Here is a 20122-nt window from a genome sequence, read left to right on the forward strand (position 1 = left end):
CGAACTATCCGCGTCTGGTGCAGGCAAATCCACTAAAAATGTGCGCCTGCCATCAGCACATACTTCACATGCACATACTCTTCGATCCCGTAATAGCTGCCTTCGCGCCCGTAACCGGATTGCTTGATGCCGCCAAATGGCACCGACGCGGTGCCCACCGAACCGGAGTTCAAGATGACCATGCCGGCCTCAAGCCCGCTTGATAGTCGCAGTGAGCGACCCAATGCGCGGGTGTAGGCGTATGCCACCAGGCCGAATTCGGTCTGGTTGGCGCGCCTGATGGCTTCCTCTTCATCCTCGAACGCATAGATGGCGAAGACCGGGCCGAAAATTTCCTCGGTGGCCAGCGGTGAATCATCCTGCAACCCCGTCAAGATCGTGGGTTCGTAGAACAGGCCGCCCTTGGCGTGGGGCTTGCCACCCATCAGTACATCGGCGCCGGCGGCCTTGGCCTGCTCCACCAGGCGCACCACTTTGTCGAACCCCGCCTGGTTGACCAGCGGCCCGACCACAAACCCCTCGCGCAGGCCCTGATCCACTTCGATATCGGCCACCGCCGCCTGCACCCGCCGCAGGAACGTTTGCAGGATGCTGCGTTGCACAAAAATCCGGTTCGGCGAAATACACACCTGGCCGCAGTTGCGCAGTTTGGCGCTGACTAGACCTTTGACCGCCTCATCCAGATTGGCGTCGTCGAACACGATAAACGGCGCGTTGCCGCCCAGTTCCAGGGTCATTTTCTTGACCGTCGCGGCGCATTGCGCGGCGAGCAGTTTGCCGACCGCAGTAGAGCCGGTGAACGAGATCTTGCGGATGCGCGGGTCGCCGGTGAGGATCAGGCCGATGGCCTTGGGATCGCCGACCACCACTTCCAGCACGCCTTCAGGGATGCCGGCCTTGCGCGCGTACTCCAGCAGTTTCAGCGCCGTCAGCGGGGTGTCTTCAGCGGGCTTGATCACCATGGTGCAGCCGGCGGCCAGGGCCGTGGCCACCTTGCGGGTGATCATCATGAACGGGAAGTTCCAAGGGGTAATGGCGGCGACCGGGCCGACGGCTTCCTTGGTCACCACCACCTGGGCGTTGCGATCGTGGGTGGGCAGGGTGTCGCCGTAGACGCGTTTGGCTTCTTCGGCATACCACTCGATAAAGCCCAGGCCGTAGTCGATTTCACCACGGGCTTCGCTCAGGCATTTGCCGTTTTCGCGGCACAGCAGTTCGGCGAAGGCTTCCTTGTCGGCTTTAACGCTGTCATGCCAACGGCGCAGGATGTCGCTGCGTTCGCTCGCAAGCCTGGCTGACCAGGCAGGGAAGGCCGCGCAGACGCGGTCGAGCGCAGCCTTGACTTCGTCCGTGGAATGCGTGGCGACGCGACCGATTTCTTCTGCGGTGGCAGGGTTGTAGACGATGAGCATGGGGCAATCTCCGAGGGCTGAAAGGGCTGTTTCAGGCTACGCAAGGGAGTGCGTTGGGCGAATATCCATTCCAATGTGCTGATTGCCTATTCCTATGAGCGTGTAGCCAGGCTGCCGTTTGCGCAGTACCGTGCGGTTTTCCCCCAGGAGCCTCAGCCCATGGGCCGTACACAGAAAATCATCGAGCTGATGGGCCGCCTGGCGCCTGTCGAAGGCTATAACCTCAGCGTGCTGGATGACGTGCGCTTCCTGCGCTCCAACCGGCCGCTGCATCGGGTGCCGGTGCTGTATGACCCCGGCATCGTGATCGTTTGCCAGGGCTCCAAGCGCGGTTATCTGGGCAATGAGATTTACCGGTATGACGCCCAGCACTATCTGGTGGTCTCGGTGCCGGTGCCGTTCACCATGGAAACCGAGGCCAGTGAAGAAGAACCGATGCTGGCGGTGTACCTGAGGCTGGACTTCACCCTGGCGGCACAATTGATGCTGGCGTTGGCGGACTTTCCCGCACTGCTGGAGGCCGAGCCCCGGGGCATGTACTCATCGCCCATGGATGACCCGCTGAGCGATTCATTACTGCGTTTTCTCGAAGCGATGAGCGCGCCGATGGACGCGAAAATCCTCGGCCCCATGCTGATGCGCGAGATCTACTACCGGATCCTCACCGGCGAGCAGGGCGGTTCGATGCGTGCGGCGCTCAATCGTCAGGGCCAGTTCGGCAAGGTGGCGCGGGCGATCCGCAAGATCCATGGGGGTTATCACCAGCACCTGGACGTGGCGGCGCTGGCGCAAGAGGCGATGATGAGCGTGCCGAGTTTTCACGCGCACTTTCGCACCGTGACCGACACGTCGCCGATGCAGTACCTCAAGTCCACGCGCCTGCACCAGGCGCGGTTGTTGATGCTGCGCAGCGACATCACCGCCGCCACGGCCTGCGCCCAGGTCGGCTACGAAAGCGCCTCGCAATTCAGTCGTGAGTTCAAGCGCTTCTTCGGGCGCACGCCCCAGGAAGAGATCCAATGGATGAAGCGCACCTATGCATTGCCGGCGCCCACCTCGGCTTCGATTTACGTATCGTCCCATTAATAGGACGAACAATCGCATTTGTACCATCTAATCGAGTATTGGCTTCATGTGTAGGATTAACCTCACTTGGTCGCCCCACCGCGATCCTCACTTGGAGATTCCGCATGAAACTGTTGCATATCGATTCCAGCATCCTCGGCGACAACTCGGCCTCCCGTCAGCTCAGTGCTGCCGTGGTCAAGGCGTGGCAAGCGGCTGAACCCGGTGTGGAAGTGACTTACCGTGACCTGGCCAGCGAAGGGATCAACCATTTTTCCGGCGCCACCCTGGGTGCACTGGGCACACCTGACGATCAGCGCAGTGCCGCACAAAAGCAGGAAGCCGACCTCAGTGCTTCCACCCTGGCCGAGTTCCTGGCAGCCGATGCCATTGTCCTGGCGGCGCCGATGTACAACTTCACTATTCCGACCCAGTTGAAAGCCTGGATCGACCGTATCGCGGTGGCCGGCCAGACTTTCCGCTACACCGAAGCCGGCCCTGAAGGCCTGTGCGGCAACAAGAAAGTCATCATCGTGTCCACCTCGGGCGGCCTGCATGTCGGCCAGGCCACGGGTGTTGCTCACGAAGACTATCTGAAAGTGCTGCTGGGCTTCCTGGGCATCACTGACATTGAATTCGTCCGCGCCCACGGCCTGGCCTACGGTGACGAGTTCCGGACTAAGTCCCTGAACGACGCCAACGTAGTCATCAACGAACAATTGTTCGCTGCCGCGTAAGACTTGTGTAAATTTGCGCCTGCCTCGGTTTCAATCTGAATCCGGGCGCCTAAACTCTGTACTCTGATCGTGCGAGAACGATGGAGTACGGAGTTTTTTCGTTTTGCCGATGTCACTCATTTGGCCCAGGTTATGCATTCGTGGGTTTATCACCTGGACTTTTAATTCGACATGTCGGTTCTCATGCAGCAAAGGTGGACATCCCCATGATGCGTCTTTGTGCTGTTTTGGTTCTTTCTCTGCTCGGCGGCCTGGTTTCAGTGCACGCCGCGCCTGCACCGCACCCGCATTGGAGTGTGGGCTTTCATCGCATGACGTTTCTCGATCCGCTGGATTCGCAGCCGATGAAGGCTATCGCGTTCTATCCCTCCAGCGGCCCAGCCCTGGGCGTTGAACATATCACTCGGCTGGGGCCGTATGACGTTGCCGCCACTGAGGACGCGCGGGTTGCCATCGGCCGTTTCCCGATGCTGATGCTGTCCCATGGCAATACCGGCACACCGCTGGCCCTGCATGACCTCGCCACGTCTCTGGCGCGCAAAGGTTTTGTGGTGGTAGCGGTGCTGCATCCCGGCGACAACTACAAGGATCACAGCCGGCTGGGCACCGTGAGCAATTTGTATGGCCGGCCTATCCAGATTTCTGCGGCGATTACGGCGACCTTGAACGAACCGATGCTGTCGCCGTTCGTCAATGTCGATCAGGTGGGTGTCATCGGGTACTCGGCCGGGGGCGAGACGGCGTTGATCCTTGCCGGTGCCAAGCCCGACTTCGATCGCCTGCGCCGCTATTGCCAGGAGCGTCCGGAGGACCGTGATGCCTGCACCACCAAAGGTGAGCTGGTGGTGGACCGTGACGACCTGCAACCGCAAGCCGACCCGCGTATCCATGCGTTAATGCTGATGGCCCCGCTGAGCCTGATGTTTGGCCGCCACACGCTGGCGGACGTGCATGTGCCGGTGCTGCTCTATAGCGGCGATGGCGACAAACTGGTGGCCGTGGACAAGAATGCTGCCGCCCTGGCGCGCAAACTGCCGCAACCACCGGATTTCAAACTATTGGCCGGGGCAGGGCACTTCGTCTTCATGGCGCCGTGCGACAGCGATCAACAGATGGCGATGCCGGCCATCTGCACCGATGCGGATGGCGTCGACCGCGAAGGGATTCACCGCAACCTGATTTCCGAGGCGGGGCGCTTTTTCACGAACACCCTTGGCCAGGCGACCCGCGCCGGTTTGCAGACCGCCGATCAGTAGGCGCGGCGCTTGAGCTGCAAGGTCACGGCCAATGCCGTGATCGATAGCAGCGCGGCGCAGAAGAAGATCCAGCCGTAGCCAAGATTCAGCGCTACGGCCCCCATCAGCGGGCCGGCAATCGCCAGGGCCAGGTCAAAAAATACCGCATACGCGCTCAAGCCTGCGCCACGGCTGCTGTTGGGCACTTGCTTGATGGCTTCCACGCCCAGCGCCGGGTACACCAGCGACAAACCGAAACCGGTCAGCCCTGCGCCAATCAAGGCGGCACCGGTGGACGGCGCGAGCCACAGCAGTGTCAGCCCCAGCGTCTCGATGGTCATGCAGGCGATGGCCGCCCTAAAGCCGCCGAAGCGGCTGATGGCGGAGATAAACACCAGGCGCGACAGGATAAAGCACACGCCAAACACGGTGAGACAGTAGGCCGCGCCCGCCCAGCCGCGGTTGAGGTAATACAGGGTGATAAAGGTGGTGAGCGTGCCGTAGCCGATTGACGCCAGGCACAGGCTCGCCCCAAACGGTGCGATACGACCGAACACCGCCCAGAACGGCAATCGCTCGCCGCGCACCACGGGCACTGAAGGTTTATTGCGAATCAGCCAAAGCCCCAGCGCCGCCAGCACCGACAAGGCGACGCCCAGGCTGGCATAGCCATAATCGGCCACCATCACCACACCCAACGGCGCACCGATGGCAATTGCGCCATAGGACGCGATCCCGTTCCAGGAAATCGAACGGGCCGTATGCTCGGCGCCTACTGCCCCCATGCACCAGCTGATGGTGCCCACGCCGATCAGACCTTGGGCCACGCCCAGCAACAGCCGGCCGGTGATCAGAATGCCCAGGCTCAGGGCGGGCATGCTCTGTACCCATGTGGCAACAAGCGTCAACACGCCACTGACGAAAATGCCGGCCAGCCCCAGCACAATGGCGCGTTTGGTGCCCACGTTATCCGACATACGCCCGGCCATGGGGCGGCTGAGCAGGGTGGCCAGGTACTGCGAGCCGATGGTGATACCGGCGACGACTGCGCTGAAGCCCAGTTGTTCATGCACATAGCCTGGGATCACCGCGATCGGCAGGCCGATGCAGATAAACGCGATAAAGGTGTAGAAGACGATGGAGACGATCTGCAAGGTGATCGACAGGGAGGAAGGGGCAGTGTCGGACATGGGCACTCGTTCGCGGGCGGGCGGTGAATGCATCATGGCAAGGGCCCGGGACAAAAGAAAGCACCCTATCTATTCTTCAGCCCTGCGATGAGCGGGCTCACCCCAATAAAAAAAACGCCGCATTCTGTCTGAAAGAATACGGCGCCTGTTGTAGTGAGCGGGCTTGCCCCGCGCTGGGTGGCGAAGCCGCCCTAAATCCAGACACCTCGGTCTTCCTGAAAGACCGAGGCGTCCCAGTTGGGGCGGCTTCGCCACCCAGCGCGGGGCAAGCCCGCTCACTACGGGGGTTAAAACACCACGCCCTGGCTGCGCAGGTAGTCGTCATAGGTGCCGCTGAAGTCGATGACGCCAGTGGCGCTCAACTCGATGATGCGGGTGGCCAGGGACGATACGAATTCACGGTCGTGGCTGACGAAGATCAGCGTGCCCGGGTAGTTTTCCAGCGCCAGGTTCAGCGCTTCGATGGATTCCATGTCCAGGTGGTTGGTCGGTTCGTCCATGATCAACACGTTCGGCTTTTGCAGGATCAGCTTGCCGAACAGCATGCGACCTTGCTCACCACCGGAAATCACCTTCACCGACTTCTGGATCTCGTCGTTGGAGAACAGCATGCGGCCCAAGGTTCCACGGATCATTTGCTCGCCCTGAGTCCACTGGCCCATCCAGTCGAACAGCGTGACGTCGTCTTCGAAATCATAGGCATGGTCCTGGGCGTAGTAGCCCAGTTCCGCTGCGTCGGTCCACTTGATGCTGCCGGCATCCGGCGTCAGTTCGTTGACCAGGGTACGCAGCAGGGTGGTCTTGCCGATACCGTTCGGGCCGATGATCGCGACGCGCTCGCCCGCTTCAACCTGGAAGCTGAAGTCCTTGAACAGCGGCTTGCCGTCGAAGCCTTTGGCCATGTTTTCGACGATGACCGCCTGGCGGTGCAGCTTTTTGTTTTGCTCGAAACGAATGAACGGGCTCACACGGCTCGACGGCTTGACCTCGGCCAGTTGGATCTTGTCGATCGCCTTGGCGCGGGACGTGGCCTGCTTGGCTTTCGAGGCGTTGGCCGAGAAGCGGCTGACGAAAGATTGCAGCTCGGAGATCTGCGCCTTCTTCTTGGCGTTATCCGACAGCAGCTGCTCGCGGGACTGGGTGGCCACCGTCATGTACTCGTCGTAGTTGCCCGGGAACAGGCGCAGCTCGCCGTAGTCCAGGTCAGCCATGTGCGTGCACACGCTGTTCAGGAAGTGACGGTCGTGAGAGATGATGATCATCAGGCTGGAGCGCTGGGTCAGGATGTTCTCCAGCCAGCGGATGGTGTTGATGTCCAGGTGGTTGGTCGGTTCGTCGAGCAGCAGCACTTCCGGATCGGAAAACAGCGCCTGGGCCAGCAACACCCGCAGTTTCCAGCCTGGTGATACTTCGCTCATCGGGCCGAAGTGCTGTTCCAGGGGAATCCCCAGGCCCAGCAGCAGTTCACCGGCGCGGGATTCGGCGGTGTAGCCGTCCATCTCGGCGAATTCGGTTTCCAGCTCGGCCACGGCCATGCCGTCTTCTTCGCTCATTTCCGGCAGCGAGTAGATGCGGTCACGTTCGGCCTTGACCTTCCACAGTTCCTCGTGGCCCATGATCACGGTGTCGAGCACGGTGAATTCTTCATAGGCGAACTGGTCCTGGCGCAGCTTGCCCAGGCGTACGTTCGGCTCCAGCATGACCTGGCCACCGGACGGATCGAGGTCGCCGCCGAGGATTTTCATGAAGGTCGACTTGCCGCAACCGTTGGCACCGATCAAACCATAACGGTTGCCGGCGCCGAATTTGACCGAGACGTTCTCGAAGAGCGGCTTGGCGCCGAACTGCATGGTGATGTTAGCTGTGGAGATCAATTACTTTACCTATCAATGAGTTGCAAGCATTGCGGCAGGAGCCTTCAGGCATGCATCAACAGCGACATCAAGGCGCGAAACCCGGTCGCTGAGCAGAAAATGGGGGATGTGTGTTGGAATTTGGCGCGCATTGTCGCATATGTCAGGCGACAGTTGTATGGCACTCGAAAGATGGTTTTGCCAGGGTCTCCGGCATCGCCAGCCAGAGCAGCACCAGTGCAACTGCGGCGACAAACGCCAGGGTCAGGAACGCAGCATTGTAGCCGGCCTGCTGGACCACGAAGCCGGCAAGGCTGCTGCTTAACGCCGCGCCCAGGCCGAATACTGTGGACAGTGCGCCCAGGCTGAAGTTGAAGCGCCCGGTGCCTTGGGTCAGGTCTTTGACGATCACCGGGAACAGCGCACCGAAAATACCTGCGCCGATGCCGTCGAGCATTTGTACCGCCACCAGCCAATAGGGATCGTTGGACAGTGTGTACAGCACACCGCGCAACGGCAGGATCAGGAACCCCGCCAGCAGTAACGGCTTGCGGCCCCATATATCGGCTTTCAGGCCCACCAGCCAGGCCATTGGTACCATCACCAATTGTGCGGCGACGATACAGGCCGAGGTCAGGGGCGTCGCCATTTGCAGGTTGATCTGGGCCAGCTTCTGGCTGACGAGTGGCAGCATGGCGGCATTGGCCAAGTGAAACAGCGCGCAGCAAACGGCGAACAGCAACAGCGGACGGTTGGCCAGTAATACTTTCCAGCCGGATGGCGCTTCGTGGTCCTGCGCGTGGGCTGGGTCGAAACCCCGGGCCACCTCGTGATCGATCGCCGTGGGTGATACGCAACTCACGGCTACCAGGCTGGCTATCGCCATAAAAGCCATCAGGTAGAACACCACGACAGGGCCGAACAGGTAGGCCAGGCCGCCCGCCAGCATGGCCGCGACGGCATTGCCGGCATGGTTGAACGTTTCGTTGCGCCCGGTGCGACGGGTAAAGGCGCGTGGCCCGGTGATCCCCAGGGAAATCGCGGAAATCGCCGGGGCGAATACGGAGGCCGCCACCGCGCTGGCCGCCTGAGTCAGCGCCACCCAGCCGAACGAGCTGACAAAAGGCAATATCAGGCAACTCGCGGTCACGAGGATGGCGGCGATCGCAATCACAGCGCGTTTGCTATGCGTGCGGTCAACCAGGGCACCCGCCGGGCCTTGGGTGATCAGAGCGGCGATACCCGCCAGGGTCATGACGATACCGATACTGGCCGGGTCCCATTTATGCACCGCTAACAGATAGATCGCCAGATACGGCCCAAGCCCATCACGCACGTCTGCCAGGAAGAAGTTCAGGCTGTCCAGAGAGAGGGTGGTACGCAGGTCGGTGTGATGAGCCACGATGAATTCTTCAGCGGCAGTGCGCAGGGGTTGAGCACTCATTGGGCTAATGACCTGTAGCCGTCGAGATTAGTTCGGCATGTCCAGGGGTTTTATCTGACATGAAACTGGCTTACTTTCCGAACCTCGCCGCACTGACTTCTGGAGACGCAATGGATATGCCCTCGGCCGAGCAGGCTATCAAGAGCAATAGGCACGCCTGGGATGAATCCGCCCGGCTGCATAAAGACACCGCCACCTGGAAGGCGACGCTGGCAGCGGTTGCTCGCGCCGACTTTTCCTGCCTTGACCCGACGATCACCCAACTGCTGCAAGAGGTCGGCGTTGTCGGCAAGGACGTGGTGCAGCTTTGCTGTAACAATGGCCGCGAGTGCCTGTCGTTATTTGGCCTGGGGGCTCGTTCGGTGGTGGGGGTCGATCAATCCCGTGAGTTTCTCCAGCAGGCCCGGGAACTGGCCGATGTTTCGCCCCACTGTCCGCAGTTCATTGAGAGCGACATCCACCATTTGCCTGAAGCGCTGATGGGGCAGTTCGATGTAGCGCTGGTGACCATCGGTGTATTGGGCTGGATGCCGGATGTGGCGCTGTTCATGCGCCATGCTGCGAGTGTACTCAAGCCAGGCGGTGTTCTGGTGATGTATGAAACCCATCCGTTCCTTGAAGTATTCGATCCCGCGGCCGTCAACCCAATGTTGCCGGCCAGTTCGTATTTCCAGCGTGATCCCTTTGTATTGCAGGAATCCATCGTTTATGAGGGGCGAGGCGCCCTTGATGGTCCGACGTCGTACTGGTTTGTGCATACATTGGGAAGCGTGGTGAGCGGCGCGATTGCGGCGCAGCTGCAGATAGGCCATTTGCAGGAGTACCCGCACTCCAATCGTGAAGAGCTGTACGATCAATACGAGAATCAACGCGCGCAATTGCCGCTGTGCTTCACCCTGACCGCGACCCGGCGTTCCGCCTGAGCCGGTTTGCCGAAGGCAAAAAAAAGCCCGCGCGAGGCGGGCCAAGGGATTCACTGGAGTAGGTAAGCGTCAACGTATCGCTTGGGAAGTGAAGGCTATGTGAAAAAGCTGTCGAGCATTCGGATGTACGCCCATTCAACCGCGCCGCACAAACGTTCGCATGGTTTGCCCCGGGCCGGTGCTGAACACCGTCGGCCTGGGCATACCCTCATCAGCTGCGATAAAGACGAAATGATCGCCGTCGAGCCGGTAGCTGGCGGATAGCTGTTTGCCTGCATCCGCACCGACGGAGTCCACCCAGGTAATGCTTTTGGGGTGGGTGCTGGCGTCCAGGGAAAACCGGCCGGCCAGCAGGACATCGCCATCGACCGTCGTCACTTGGAAGCTGTCCCCTGCAATAGTGGTAATGGCACCTGGCGCACTGTGGGCGTCGGCGGGGTTGAGCACGCCGCTGTCTTCAAGGGCAGTCTGTTCCCAAGTACCTTGGAGGGCCTGATAGTCGGAGTGGGGATGGGAGGGCATGCAAATTCCTTTTCTGCGCGTTGAAGAGCTAGTTATATCGGATGAAAAACGATAATCCAGACGACGTGTGGGAATTTTTCTTTAGAAGACAGCGATTTGACAGCTTTTTCATGTTGTATTGGCTACGCTTCCAAGGGCATTGACCCTACATGAATGTTGTAGTTGATGTTTGCTTATATAAGACAGAAATAAACGCCAGCTTCGTAGGATCTTTCATCGGACTCAGTGGTCACATTGCCATCGGTCTGTTGTGCCAGGGCGTTGTCCCTGATTTTTAAAGTCATAGGGCTTTGAAGAGTGATGGCATTTTAGTGTCAATTTTGAGGTGTTCTTATTTTGAATCGTACTTCCCAGCTTCCGCCCGCTGTCGCTTCCGATGAAATCGATCTATTTGAATTGTTCCAGGGTATTTGGCGGCAAAAAAAGCTGATCGTGGGTTGTACGCTTCTGGTGGGTGTTTTGGGAGCGGGTTATGCCTTCCTGGCGCCGAAGACTTATGAAGTCAGCAGTGTGCTTCGGCCTGCGGCGATCAACGAGCTGGATGCCTTGAACCGCTCTGAGGTCTACAAACTCCCGCCCGCCGACGCTCTATTGAAAGTCGGGGCTCAGTTGGATTCGTACGAAGCCCGCCTGGGTTTTTTCAAGGAACATGAAGAGTTGTTCAAGGCTTTCAAGAAGCCTGGGCAAACCCTGGAACAGAGCTTTGAAGATTTCAACCGCAACTCTGTCAACTTGATCCTGCCGGACCCGAAGAAGTCCGACTCGCTGAGCAACTATATTCGCCTGGAGTTGCAGTACCCGACGGACGTTGACGGTGTGAGCATTCTCAACGGCTTCGTCGATTACGCCATCGCAGCCGAGCGTGAGCAAGTCGGCGCAGACCTCAAGGTCATTGTTAATAACCGTTTGACTGAACTCAAGGGCAAGATCGACGCAGCCCGCGCCAACTACGATACCGATAAGGAATCCAAGATCGCCAAGCTGCTTGAGGCTGATCGACTCAAGCGTGCGCAATTGCAGGATGAGCTAGGTGCCTTGCGTCTGCAGTTGAAGATGGAGCGCACCAATCGCCTGGCCGAACTGGCCGAGGCCATCTCCATTGCCAAGTCCATGGGGATCAAGACACCGACCACGCCGTCCTCCATGGCCGATGACTCGCGTGGCGGTTCGAGTCAGGTCATGCGTACCGAGGTCAACAATCAGAAGATCCCGCTGTACTTCATGGGTACCGAAGCCTTGGAAGCAGAGCGCTCCGCATTGCAGCAGCGAACCAGTGATGATTTCACCAACCCACGTATTGCGGAAATCGGTAAGGAACTGCAACTGCTCGAGTCCAACCGGGAAGTCGAGATCCTGAAAAAGCGTGCGAATGAAGATATTTTCCTGAAGGATGTCGAGCCGCTACGCGCTGAAGTTGCGCGTTTGCGTGGTCTTAACATCGATATGAGCAACCTCAAGTTGGTCACGGTCGACCGCCGCGCCCAGGAGCCATTGGCACCGGTCAAGCCCAAAAAAGCCTTGGTCATTGCGTTTAGCCTGGTGGGTGGCCTGTTGCTAGGGTTGGTGATTGCGCTGATCCGCTACCTCATGCTCAGCCGTCAAGGCGCCATTGCCTACGCGGCACTGGAAGACAGCAGTTTTTCCCGCCGCGAACGCAAAGACGATCAACCCTTGGCGTAAAGACCTGCGTGAGTGGGTGGGCGCGAGCGCCTGCCCACAAATTCTCCAGCACATTCAGTCGACAGCTTTTCACAATTCTTAGTTAACCTTTGGTTACAAACTGTGGCTAAATACCGGCCAATGGTCACACGTCGCAGGAGCTTGCGTGCCGTGTGCCACTTGTACGTGAATTGTGATTTCAGGTGCTGCCTTTTCATCCTTGGCTGATATGGGCCACAGGAGCAGCCTGTTCTCTCCCTGACTTGTGACGAATCCCTTGAAACTCATCATTGTTCTTCTCTACGTTGCCTCTATTGCGTATGTCCACCTGCGTGGCCGGGTGCGGCACAAGCTGGGCCGCCAACTCAGCGATCACTCGACGTTCCTGGCGCCGATCAACTGCTTTCTTTATCTGTTCTCCAAGCAGCCAAGCCGTCCTTTTCTGTCAGCCAGTGACTTTCCGGACCTGAGCCCTTTGCAGGAGCATTGGGAGGAGATCCGCAAGGAAGGTCAGAACCTGATGCAGGCAGGGGCGATCAAACGCTCGGATCAATACAACGACGTGGGTTTCAACTCGTTCTTCAAGTCGGGTTGGAAGCGCTTCTACCTCAAGTGGTACGGCGACAGCCACCCATCGGCGATGAAGCTGTGCCCGCGTACCACGGAGCTGGTGCAGAGCATCGGCTCGATTAAGGCCGCCATGTTCGCCGAGCTGCCACCGGGGTCCAAGCTGGTGCGTCACCGCGACCCCTACGCGGGTTCCTACCGCTACCACCTGGGCCTGGATACACCCAATGATCCGGCGTGCTACATCAATGTGGACGGTGAAAGCTATTACTGGCGCGATGGCGAGCCAGTCATGTTTGACGAGACTTATATTCACTACGCGGAAAACGCTACGCAGCAGAACCGCATCATTCTGTTCTGTGATATCGAGCGCCCGATGAAGTATCGCTGGGCGGCCGCGTTCAACCGTTGGTTCAGCCGCAATGTGATGGCCGCTGCAGGTTCGCCCAATGACGACGGCGACAAGACCGGTGGCTTGAACCGTGCCTTTACCCGCCTGTACAAGATTCGCCTGCGCGGCAAAGAGCTTAAAAAGCGCAATCGTGCGCGTTACTACCTGGAAAAGTGGGCAATTTTTGCAGGTTTGGCGCTGATCTTCATTCTCATCTGAAACCTGGCGGCGGCGCGAATCACTGCGGTGGTTGCGCGCCCAGCCTGTCCCACATCTTTTTGCTGATCCGCTGCCGGTTGGCATAACCGGCCCATGGGTCGTTCTTCAAACCTTGCAGGCGTTCCTGCAGGTTCGCCACCGTCCACTGCTGGGCGCCTTGCAATCCCTTCAATTCATCCCGACTGATCGGCACCGACACGGGCAGGCCAGGTCGTGCGCGGGCTGAATAGGCGGCAACGGTACTGGCGCCACGGGCGTTGCGCAGGTAATCGACAAAGATCTTGCCGACCCGGTTTTTCGGGCCGCTGGTGGCCGTGAAGCGTTCAGGCAGTGACCGGGTCATGAACTGTGCGATGGCCTTGGCGAACGCTTTGACGGTGTCCCAGCCGTCCCTGCGTGCCAATGGCACGATCAGGTGCAAACCTTTGCCGCCGCTGGTCTTGACGAATGCGTCGAGCCCCAGCTCATCGAGTACCGACAGCGTCAGTTGCGCCGCCTCCAGCATGTTTTTCCAAGGCAGCGCCGGGTCCGGGTCAAGGTCGAGTACGAATTGGTCCGGTGTTTCGATCTTGTCCGTGGTGGCGCCCCAGGTGTGCAGTTCGATCGTGCCCATCTGCACGGCGCCGATCAGCGCGTCGGTGGTGCGGATCTCCATCAGGCGCGCATGGCCTGGGTCCAGCGCAGGTTCCAGGTGCTTGATATGTGGAATGGCCAGGCGCTCTGAGTGCTTCTGGAAGAACTGTTCGCCCTCAATGCCTTCTGGCGCCCTGAGCAGCGACACCGGCCGGTGCCGCAGGAACGGCAGAATCCAATCACTGATCTGTGCATAGAACTGCGCCAATTGCTGCTTTTGCGTGCCGCTCTGCGGGTCTATGACGCGGTCGGCATGGGTGATGTTCAGCTGACTACGCGGGGCGCGCTTTTGCGCGGAGCGTTGTGCCGGGACGGCGACAGGCGCGTGAGAAGGCTGGGTTCGCGCTGTGTGTTTACCCACCGAAGCGTTGCTGATAACGCTGTTCGGTTCGGCCTCGACGATATCGTAGTCGGTGGCCGGGCGTGCCTGCGGGTCCTTTTCCTTGATCAGCAGCCATTGTTCCTTGGCGCCACTGCCCTGGAGGCGGGTACGCACCAAGGCCCAGTCGCCGGAGAGCTTTTCACCGACCAGGGTGAATTTCAGCCTGCCGGCGCGATAGGCTTTGTGCGGGTCATCGTGGGGCTGCCAGATGCCCCGGTCCCAGACGATCACATCGCCGGCACCGTATTGACCGGCCGGGATACTGCCTTCGAAGGTCCCGTAGCTCAGCGGATGGTCTTCGACATGCACCGCCAGGCGTTTCTGGCTCGGGTCCAGGCTGGGGCCTTTGGGCACAGCCCAGCTTATGAGTACGCCGTCCAACTCCAGGCGAAAGTCATAGTGCAGGTTGCGTGCGGCGTGCTTCTGGATGACAAACGACAGGGCGCCTGCCTCTCGCGTGTTGCCTGGCGCTCTGCCGGAGGGCTCTGCGGTGATCTCGAAGTCGCGTTTACGGTTGTATTCGCTCAGGGGCTTGGGCATGGCAAGGGGCTCCTTTGGTCGGCTCAGGAAGCTTTGCGCGGTTTTTTGGGGGCGGCTTTTTTCGCCGGTTTGCCGGCCAGGCTGCGTTTGAGCAATTCCGTGAGGTCAATCACGTCGGCGGTCTTACGTTCCTCGCTGCCTTCGCTGGATTCCACGTCTTCGATCTTGCCGGCCTTGGCCTTCTTCGCGACCAGCGCCATGATCTTGTCCTGGAAGCTGTCGCGATAATCGTCCGGTTGCCAGTCGGCGCTCATGTCCTCCACCAAGCGCTTGGCCATTTCCAGCTCGCCCTTGGCCAGGCTTGGCTTGGTGACGTCGCTGGGCAATTCCAGTTCGTCCAGGCTGCGCACTTCGGCGGGCCAACGCAGCATGACCAGCACCAGGGCCGATTCCAGTGGCATCAGCGCCGCCAGGTGCTGCTTGGTGTGCAGCACGACATTGGCCAGGGCGACCTTGCCGGTTTTCTTCAGGGTTTCGCGCAGCAGCGCATAGACTTTGCCGCCGCGTTTGTCAGGGGCCAGGAAGTAGGGCGTGTCAATGTTTTGCAGGGGGATCTGGTCGCTGGCGACAAAGGCGATGATTTCGATGGTCTGGGTCGACTTGGGGTGAGCTGAGCGGATTTCTTCTTCGCTGAGCACCACGTAGCGACCCTTTTCATAGGCCACTCCCTTGACGATGTTCTCTTTGGTGACCTCCTTGCCGGTGGTCTTGTTGATGCGTTTGTAACCCACCGGGTCCATGCTGCGTTTGTCCAGCCAATCAAAATCGACGCCTTGTGAAGACGTCGCCGAGACCAGGGAGACAGGGATGTGGACCAGTCCGAAACTGATGGCGCCTTTCCAGATTGCTCGTGGCATAAGTGCGATTCCTTGAGAAGTGCCGGTCTTCTGGTGACTGGCCGGCTCGGGAAAAAGTTTCGACGGAGGGATGCACGGACAGATCGTGTTACACCTGATCAGAAAGTATTTAGTTACGAATGCCGAACCCTAGGCGTAGCGTGTTATCGAAAGCACGTGTTGTCCGCTTCAGAGAGGCATAGTCATGAACCGTTGTGTACGTCATTTCGCTGCATTGGCGTTGGGCCTGGCGCTGGTGCCCTTGGCCCAGGCGCAAAATCTGCCCGGCCACTTTGATACCAACAACAGCCCTATTCATCGGGCCAACCCCAACAGCATGCAGGGCACGGTGCCCAATACGCCGCCCACTCGGGGTATCCCGGCCGTTCCCAGCGGCCCCGCGCCGACCCTGGAAAACGGCGGTATCGGCAATCGCTATCCCCAGCGCGACAGCGCCCCCAGCCGGCCCGCGACCGAAACCAAAGCACCCACCTATGATGCCAACGGCAATCGCCGGTAAGGACGACGTCTTATGTTTCTACGCAAAACCCTGCTAGCCGCGATGTGTGCAACCACGCTACTTCCATTGACGGCCGTGTTTGCGGCGCAGGCTCAACAGTTTCCCAGCGAGCAGGGCAGCATCAGCGTCACGCCCGTCGCCAAAGGGCTGGAGCATCCATGGGCCGTGGCATTCCTGCCGGATAAACAAGGTTTCCTGGTGACTGAGCGTCCTGGCCACCTGCGGTTCGTCAGCCCGGACGGCAAACTGTCGGCACCGCTGACCGGCGTACCTCAGGTGTGGGCCAAAGGGCAGGGCGGCTTGCTTGACGTCGTGCTGTCACCGGACTTCAAGCAGGACCGCCTGGTGTATCTGTCCTACGCCGAAGGCGGTGGCGAGGGGGGCAAGGCCGGTACCGCCGTCGGGCGTGGGCGCCTGGCCGATGACTTGAGCGGCTTGAAGGACTTCAAGGTCATCCTGCGCCAGGAACCCAAGTTGTCGACCGGTAACCACTTCGGCTCGCGCCTGGCTTTCGACCGTGATGGCTACCTGTTTGTGACCTTGGGTGAAAACAACGATCGCCCGACGGCCCAGGACCTGGACAAGTTGCAAGGCAAGGTGGTGCGCATCTTCCCGGATGGCCGGGTGCCGGAGGACAACCCCTTTGTCGGCCAGCAGGGCGTACGCCCCGAAATCTGGTCGTATGGCCAGCGTAACCCGCAGGGTCTGGCAATGAACCCGTGGAGCGGCACGATCTGGGAAAACGAACATGGGCCTCGCGGTGGTGATGAAATCAACCTCATTGAGCGTGGCAAGAATTACGGTTGGCCGCTGGCGACTCACGGCATCGACTATTCGCTGACGCCGATCCCGGAGGCCAAGGGCAAGGAAGTGGAAGGCACCGTGGCGCCCCATCACGTCTGGGAGAAATCACCGGGCATCAGTGGCATGGCGTTTTACGATGCTGATCGTTTCAAACCCTGGCAGCACAACGTGTTCATTGGTGCCTTGGCCAGCCAGGAACTGATACGCCTGCAGTTCGATGGCGACAAGGTGATCCATGAGGAGCGTTTGCTCGGCGGCTTGAAAGCCCGCATCCGCGATGTACGGCAGGGCCCGGATGGCTATCTGTATGTGCTCACGGATGAGGATGACGGCGTGTTGTACAGGGTTGGCCTGAACCAGGACTGAGTGTGTTGCCGTGCAATGCCAGTCAGTCAGGGCTTGCTGCTGTCACTGTGGCGAGGGAGCTTGCTCCCGTTGGGCCGCGAAGCGGCCCCAGTTTTTGGTTTGAAAAGACTGGGCCTGCTACGCAGTCCAACGGGAGCAAGCTCCCTGGCCACAGGTTAACCGTCGTCCGCTCTAAATGTTTAGAGCCCTAGTTCGGACAGCCCCGGATGATCATCCGGACGTCGGCCCAGCGGCCAGTGGAATTTGCGCTCGCTTTCCTGGATCGGCAGGTCATTGATGCAGGCAAAGCGGTTCGCCATCAGGCCGTTTTCGTCGAACTCCCAGTTCTCGTTACCGTAGGAACGGAACCAGTTGCCGGAGTCATCGTGCCATTCATAGGCATACCGCACCGCAATCCGGTTATCGGTAAACGCCCATAATTCCTTGATCAGCCGATAGTCCAGCTCCTTGGCCCATTTACGGGTGAGGAAGCCCTTGGCTTCTTCGCGGTTGTGGGCAAATTCGGCGCGGTTACGCCATTGCGTATCCAGGGTGTAGGCCAGGGATACTCGCTGTGGATCGCGGGAGTTCCAGCCGTCTTCGGCCAGGCGAATTTTTTCGATCGCCGACTCGCGGGTAAAGGGCGGCAAAGGCGGGCGTGTTTCCGGGAGAGATGACATTGGGCAGTTCCTTGACACAATAAGGGTTATCGAGAGTTGCCGGATTTACGCGTTCTCAAGTCCTAATAACGTTCGCGCCATGCATTGCGCATTATCAGCGGCTGTTGAATCGCCCATCACCAAGGCAACGGTTATCGCACCATCGATCAATATCAGCAGTTGCGCGGCCTGCTGTTGCGGGTCGGGGGTGCCATGTGCTTCACACAGTTCAAGTGCGTACTCGAACAGTTTCTGTTTATGGGCTTTGGCCAACAGCCGCACCGGGTCTTGCGCGTCACCGGTTTCGCCGCTGGTGTTGATGAAGGCGCAGCCACGAAAGTCCGCGGACGCAAACCAGGTTTTCAGCGCACTGAACAGCGCCAGCAGGCGCTCGCCGCTGCTTTCGCTGCGTTCCACTTCTGCGCGCAGCCACTGCATCCAGCGCTCATCGCGGCGTTGCAGGGCGGCGATCACCAACTCGTCCTTGTTGGCGAAGTAGCGATAAATGCTTTTTCTCGACACACCGGCGGTTTTCACCAAGAAATCCATGCCGGTGGCGGCGATGCCGTGGCGATAGATCAACTTCTCGGTGACGTCGAGGATAATGTCGCGGGTTTCACTGGGAGTCATGTCGTTCATGTGGCTAACAGTAGAACGATCGTTCTTCTTGGTCAATAAACTTTTTCAATGCCTGACTGCGAGACCTGAGCGCACCCATGGTGTAAGCTCGTGGCCTCTTCGGATTCGACCCATTGCGAGCCTTATGCCGTCGTTCTTCAAACGCTCCCTGTTGCCCAAACTTCGCGGTTTTCCAATCACCCCCGGGGCCATTGACGTGCTGTCCGGCGCCGAGGCGTTCCGGCGTTGCCTGCTGGAAAAGATTCCCCAGGCCACTCGGCGTATCTACATCGTTGCGCTGTATTTGCAGCACGACGAAGCGGGGCAGGAGATTTACGACGCGTTACATGCCGCCAAGGCCGCACGGCCGGAGCTGGACATTGTGGTCGTGGTCGACTCGCTGCGTGCACAACGGGGCCTGATCGGCGCCGGCAAGCAACCCGGCAACAGCGCCTGGTACCAGGCCATGACCCAAAGCCATGCCAGCGAGGTGCCGGTTTACGGCGTGCCGGTGCAAACCCGCGAACTGTTCGGCGTGTTGCATCTCAAGGGCTTCGTGATCGACGACAGCGTGTTGTATAGCGGCGCGAGCCTGAACAACGTGTACCTGCACAAGTTCGACAAATACCGTTATGACCGCTACCACTTGATCCACAGCCAGCCGCTGGCCGACTCCATGCAGCATCTGGTGGAGCATGGCCTGGTCGCTTCCAAGGCGGTGCATCGCCTGGACCTGCCCAACCCGCCCACCACCCGCAGCCTGCGCAACGACATCGGCGACCTGCGCAGCCGCCTGAAACATGCGGCCTACGACACCACCGCCGGGCAGTTGCCCAATAACCACCTGGCCGTCAGCCCGTTGCTGGGCGTGGGCAAGAACAACCCGCTGAACCGGGTCGTCCTAGAACTGATCGCCAGCGCCCAGCATCAGCTGACCATCTGCACCCCGTATTTCAACCTGCCACTGCCTGTGACTCGGGAGCTCAACCGTGCCCTGGCGCGAGGCGTGAAGGTCGACATCATCGTCGGTGACAAAACCGCCAACGATTTCTACATCCCGCCCAGCGAGCCGTTCAAGGTGATCGCGGCGTTGCCGTACCTCTACGAAATCAGCCTGCGCCGCTTCGCCAAGCGGCATCAGCCGGTGATCGACAGTGGCCAGTTGAACCTGCACCTGTGGCGCGACGGCGACAACACCTACCACCTCAAGGGCATGTGGGTCGACCAACGCTACACCTTGCTCACGGGCAATAACCTCAACCCGCGAGCGTTCCGCCTCGACCTGGAAAACGGTTTGCTGATCGATGACCCCCAGGGCCAATGGCTGGCGCCGCGACGTGCGGAGCTGGCGCAAATTTTCCAGCACACCACGCGGATTGCCGGCTATCAACAGTTGCAGTCGCTGGTGGACTACCCCCCGGCCGTAGGCAAGTTTTTACGGCGGGTCAGTCGGGTGCGGATTGAGCGGTTGTTGTACCGGATTCTGTAAGCGCTGAGCGTCACAAGATAATTCCCGGTTTCTGCCTGCATCTTTTTGGGACTTGGCTTACGAAAGAGCCCAATTGCGA

Annotated in this window: 18 protein-coding genes; 9 read left to right on the plus strand and 9 right to left on the minus strand. The window is 59.7% G+C overall.

Translation table 11 applies throughout. The features are described 5' to 3' along the window. Positions 1–32: 32 nt before the first annotated feature. On the minus strand, positions 33–1412 hold the full coding sequence (locus JBE38_RS05040) for an NAD-dependent succinate-semialdehyde dehydrogenase (protein ID WP_205343724.1): 1380 nt from the start codon (positions 1410–1412) through the stop codon (positions 33–35). Between the two features lie 159 nt (positions 1413–1571). Here JBE38_RS05040 and JBE38_RS05045 point away from each other — a divergent pair, with 159 nt between their 5' ends. From JBE38_RS05045 to JBE38_RS05055, 3 genes are all read left to right on the plus strand, one after another. After that, the gene (locus JBE38_RS05045; RefSeq protein WP_205343725.1) at positions 1572–2498 is read left to right on the plus strand and encodes an AraC family transcriptional regulator; all 927 of its coding nucleotides are present in this window, start codon (positions 1572–1574) and stop codon (positions 2496–2498) included. Between the two features lie 104 nt (positions 2499–2602). After that, positions 2603–3214: an FMN-dependent NADH-azoreductase gene (locus JBE38_RS05050; protein ID WP_090371274.1), complete on the plus strand. Its 612-nt coding sequence runs from the start codon at positions 2603–2605 to the stop codon at positions 3212–3214. A 206-nt stretch (positions 3215–3420) separates the two neighbouring features. After that, positions 3421–4470 (plus strand): alpha/beta hydrolase family protein, encoded by a 1050-nt coding sequence (locus JBE38_RS05055; protein ID WP_205343726.1) that lies wholly within the window; start codon positions 3421–3423, stop codon positions 4468–4470. On the opposite strand, the gene JBE38_RS05060 is transcribed toward JBE38_RS05055, so the two are convergent. The 3 genes from JBE38_RS05060 to JBE38_RS05070 all read right to left on the minus strand — a co-directional run bounded on the left by JBE38_RS05060 (position 4464) and on the right by JBE38_RS05070 (position 8894). Then, on the minus strand, positions 4464–5639 hold the full coding sequence (locus JBE38_RS05060) for an MFS transporter (RefSeq protein ID WP_205343727.1): 1176 nt from the start codon (positions 5637–5639) through the stop codon (positions 4464–4466). The genes JBE38_RS05055 and JBE38_RS05060 overlap by 7 nt on opposite strands. Before the next feature lie 287 nt (positions 5640–5926). Further along, entirely contained in the window at positions 5927–7513 is a 1587-nt protein-coding gene (locus JBE38_RS05065; protein WP_205343728.1) for an ABC-F family ATPase, read from the minus strand. Positions 7514–7655: 142 nt separating this feature from the next. Then, entirely contained in the window at positions 7656–8894 is a 1239-nt protein-coding gene (locus JBE38_RS05070; RefSeq protein WP_205344007.1) for an MFS transporter, read from the minus strand. Positions 8895–9046: 152 nt separating this feature from the next. Here JBE38_RS05070 and JBE38_RS05075 point away from each other — a divergent pair, with 152 nt between their 5' ends. Beyond that, entirely contained in the window at positions 9047–9859 is an 813-nt protein-coding gene (locus tag JBE38_RS05075; RefSeq protein ID WP_205343729.1) for a class I SAM-dependent methyltransferase, read from the plus strand. Between the two features lie 135 nt (positions 9860–9994). Here the strand turns inward: JBE38_RS05075 and JBE38_RS05080 are convergent, their stop codons facing one another. After that, entirely contained in the window at positions 9995–10381 is a 387-nt protein-coding gene (locus tag JBE38_RS05080) for a TIGR03067 domain-containing protein (protein ID WP_205343730.1), read from the minus strand. Between the two features lie 336 nt (positions 10382–10717). Between JBE38_RS05080 and JBE38_RS05085 the strand changes: the two genes are divergently transcribed. Both JBE38_RS05085 and lpxO read left to right on the plus strand, forming a co-directional pair. Continuing rightward, the gene (locus tag JBE38_RS05085; protein ID WP_205343731.1) at positions 10718–12061 is read left to right on the plus strand and encodes a Wzz/FepE/Etk N-terminal domain-containing protein; all 1344 of its coding nucleotides are present in this window, start codon (positions 10718–10720) and stop codon (positions 12059–12061) included. Between the two features lie 256 nt (positions 12062–12317). Beyond that, positions 12318–13217 carry a lipid A hydroxylase LpxO gene (lpxO, locus tag JBE38_RS05090; RefSeq protein ID WP_060752807.1) on the plus strand — a complete coding sequence of 300 codons (900 nt, stop codon included), beginning with the start codon at positions 12318–12320 and terminating at the stop codon, positions 13215–13217. A gap of 19 nt (positions 13218–13236) precedes the next feature. On the opposite strand, the gene ligD is transcribed toward lpxO, so the two are convergent. After that, positions 13237–14772 carry a DNA ligase D gene (gene ligD / locus JBE38_RS05095; RefSeq protein WP_205343732.1) on the minus strand — a complete coding sequence of 512 codons (1536 nt, stop codon included), beginning with the start codon at positions 14770–14772 and terminating at the stop codon, positions 13237–13239. A 23-nt stretch (positions 14773–14795) separates the two neighbouring features. Beyond that, positions 14796–15629, minus strand: coding sequence for a non-homologous end joining protein Ku (ku, locus tag JBE38_RS05100; protein WP_060752809.1), 834 nt, complete (start codon positions 15627–15629; stop codon positions 14796–14798). A 184-nt stretch (positions 15630–15813) separates the two neighbouring features. Here ku and JBE38_RS05105 point away from each other — a divergent pair, with 184 nt between their 5' ends. Both JBE38_RS05105 and JBE38_RS05110 read left to right on the plus strand, forming a co-directional pair. Beyond that, the gene (locus tag JBE38_RS05105; RefSeq protein WP_205343733.1) at positions 15814–16128 is read left to right on the plus strand and encodes a hypothetical protein; all 315 of its coding nucleotides are present in this window, start codon (positions 15814–15816) and stop codon (positions 16126–16128) included. Positions 16129–16140: 12 nt separating this feature from the next. Then, entirely contained in the window at positions 16141–17298 is a 1158-nt protein-coding gene (locus JBE38_RS05110; protein ID WP_205343734.1) for a PQQ-dependent sugar dehydrogenase, read from the plus strand. A gap of 179 nt (positions 17299–17477) precedes the next feature. On the opposite strand, the gene JBE38_RS05115 is transcribed toward JBE38_RS05110, so the two are convergent. Next, a complete protein-coding gene (locus JBE38_RS05115) occupies positions 17478–17957 on the minus strand; it encodes a nuclear transport factor 2 family protein (protein WP_205343735.1) in 480 nt (159 codons plus the stop codon). Positions 17958–18002: 45 nt separating this feature from the next. Then, positions 18003–18575, minus strand: coding sequence for a TetR/AcrR family transcriptional regulator (locus JBE38_RS05120; protein ID WP_060752813.1), 573 nt, complete (start codon positions 18573–18575; stop codon positions 18003–18005). A gap of 124 nt (positions 18576–18699) precedes the next feature. Here JBE38_RS05120 and pssA point away from each other — a divergent pair, with 124 nt between their 5' ends. Next, positions 18700–20043 carry a CDP-diacylglycerol--serine O-phosphatidyltransferase gene (gene pssA / locus JBE38_RS05125; protein WP_205343736.1) on the plus strand — a complete coding sequence of 448 codons (1344 nt, stop codon included), beginning with the start codon at positions 18700–18702 and terminating at the stop codon, positions 20041–20043. Positions 20044–20122: the final 79 nt, after the last annotated feature.

Source organism: Pseudomonas sp. ICBG1301 (assembly GCF_016918385.1).
GTDB lineage: Bacteria > Pseudomonadota > Gammaproteobacteria > Pseudomonadales > Pseudomonadaceae > Aquipseudomonas > Aquipseudomonas palleroniana.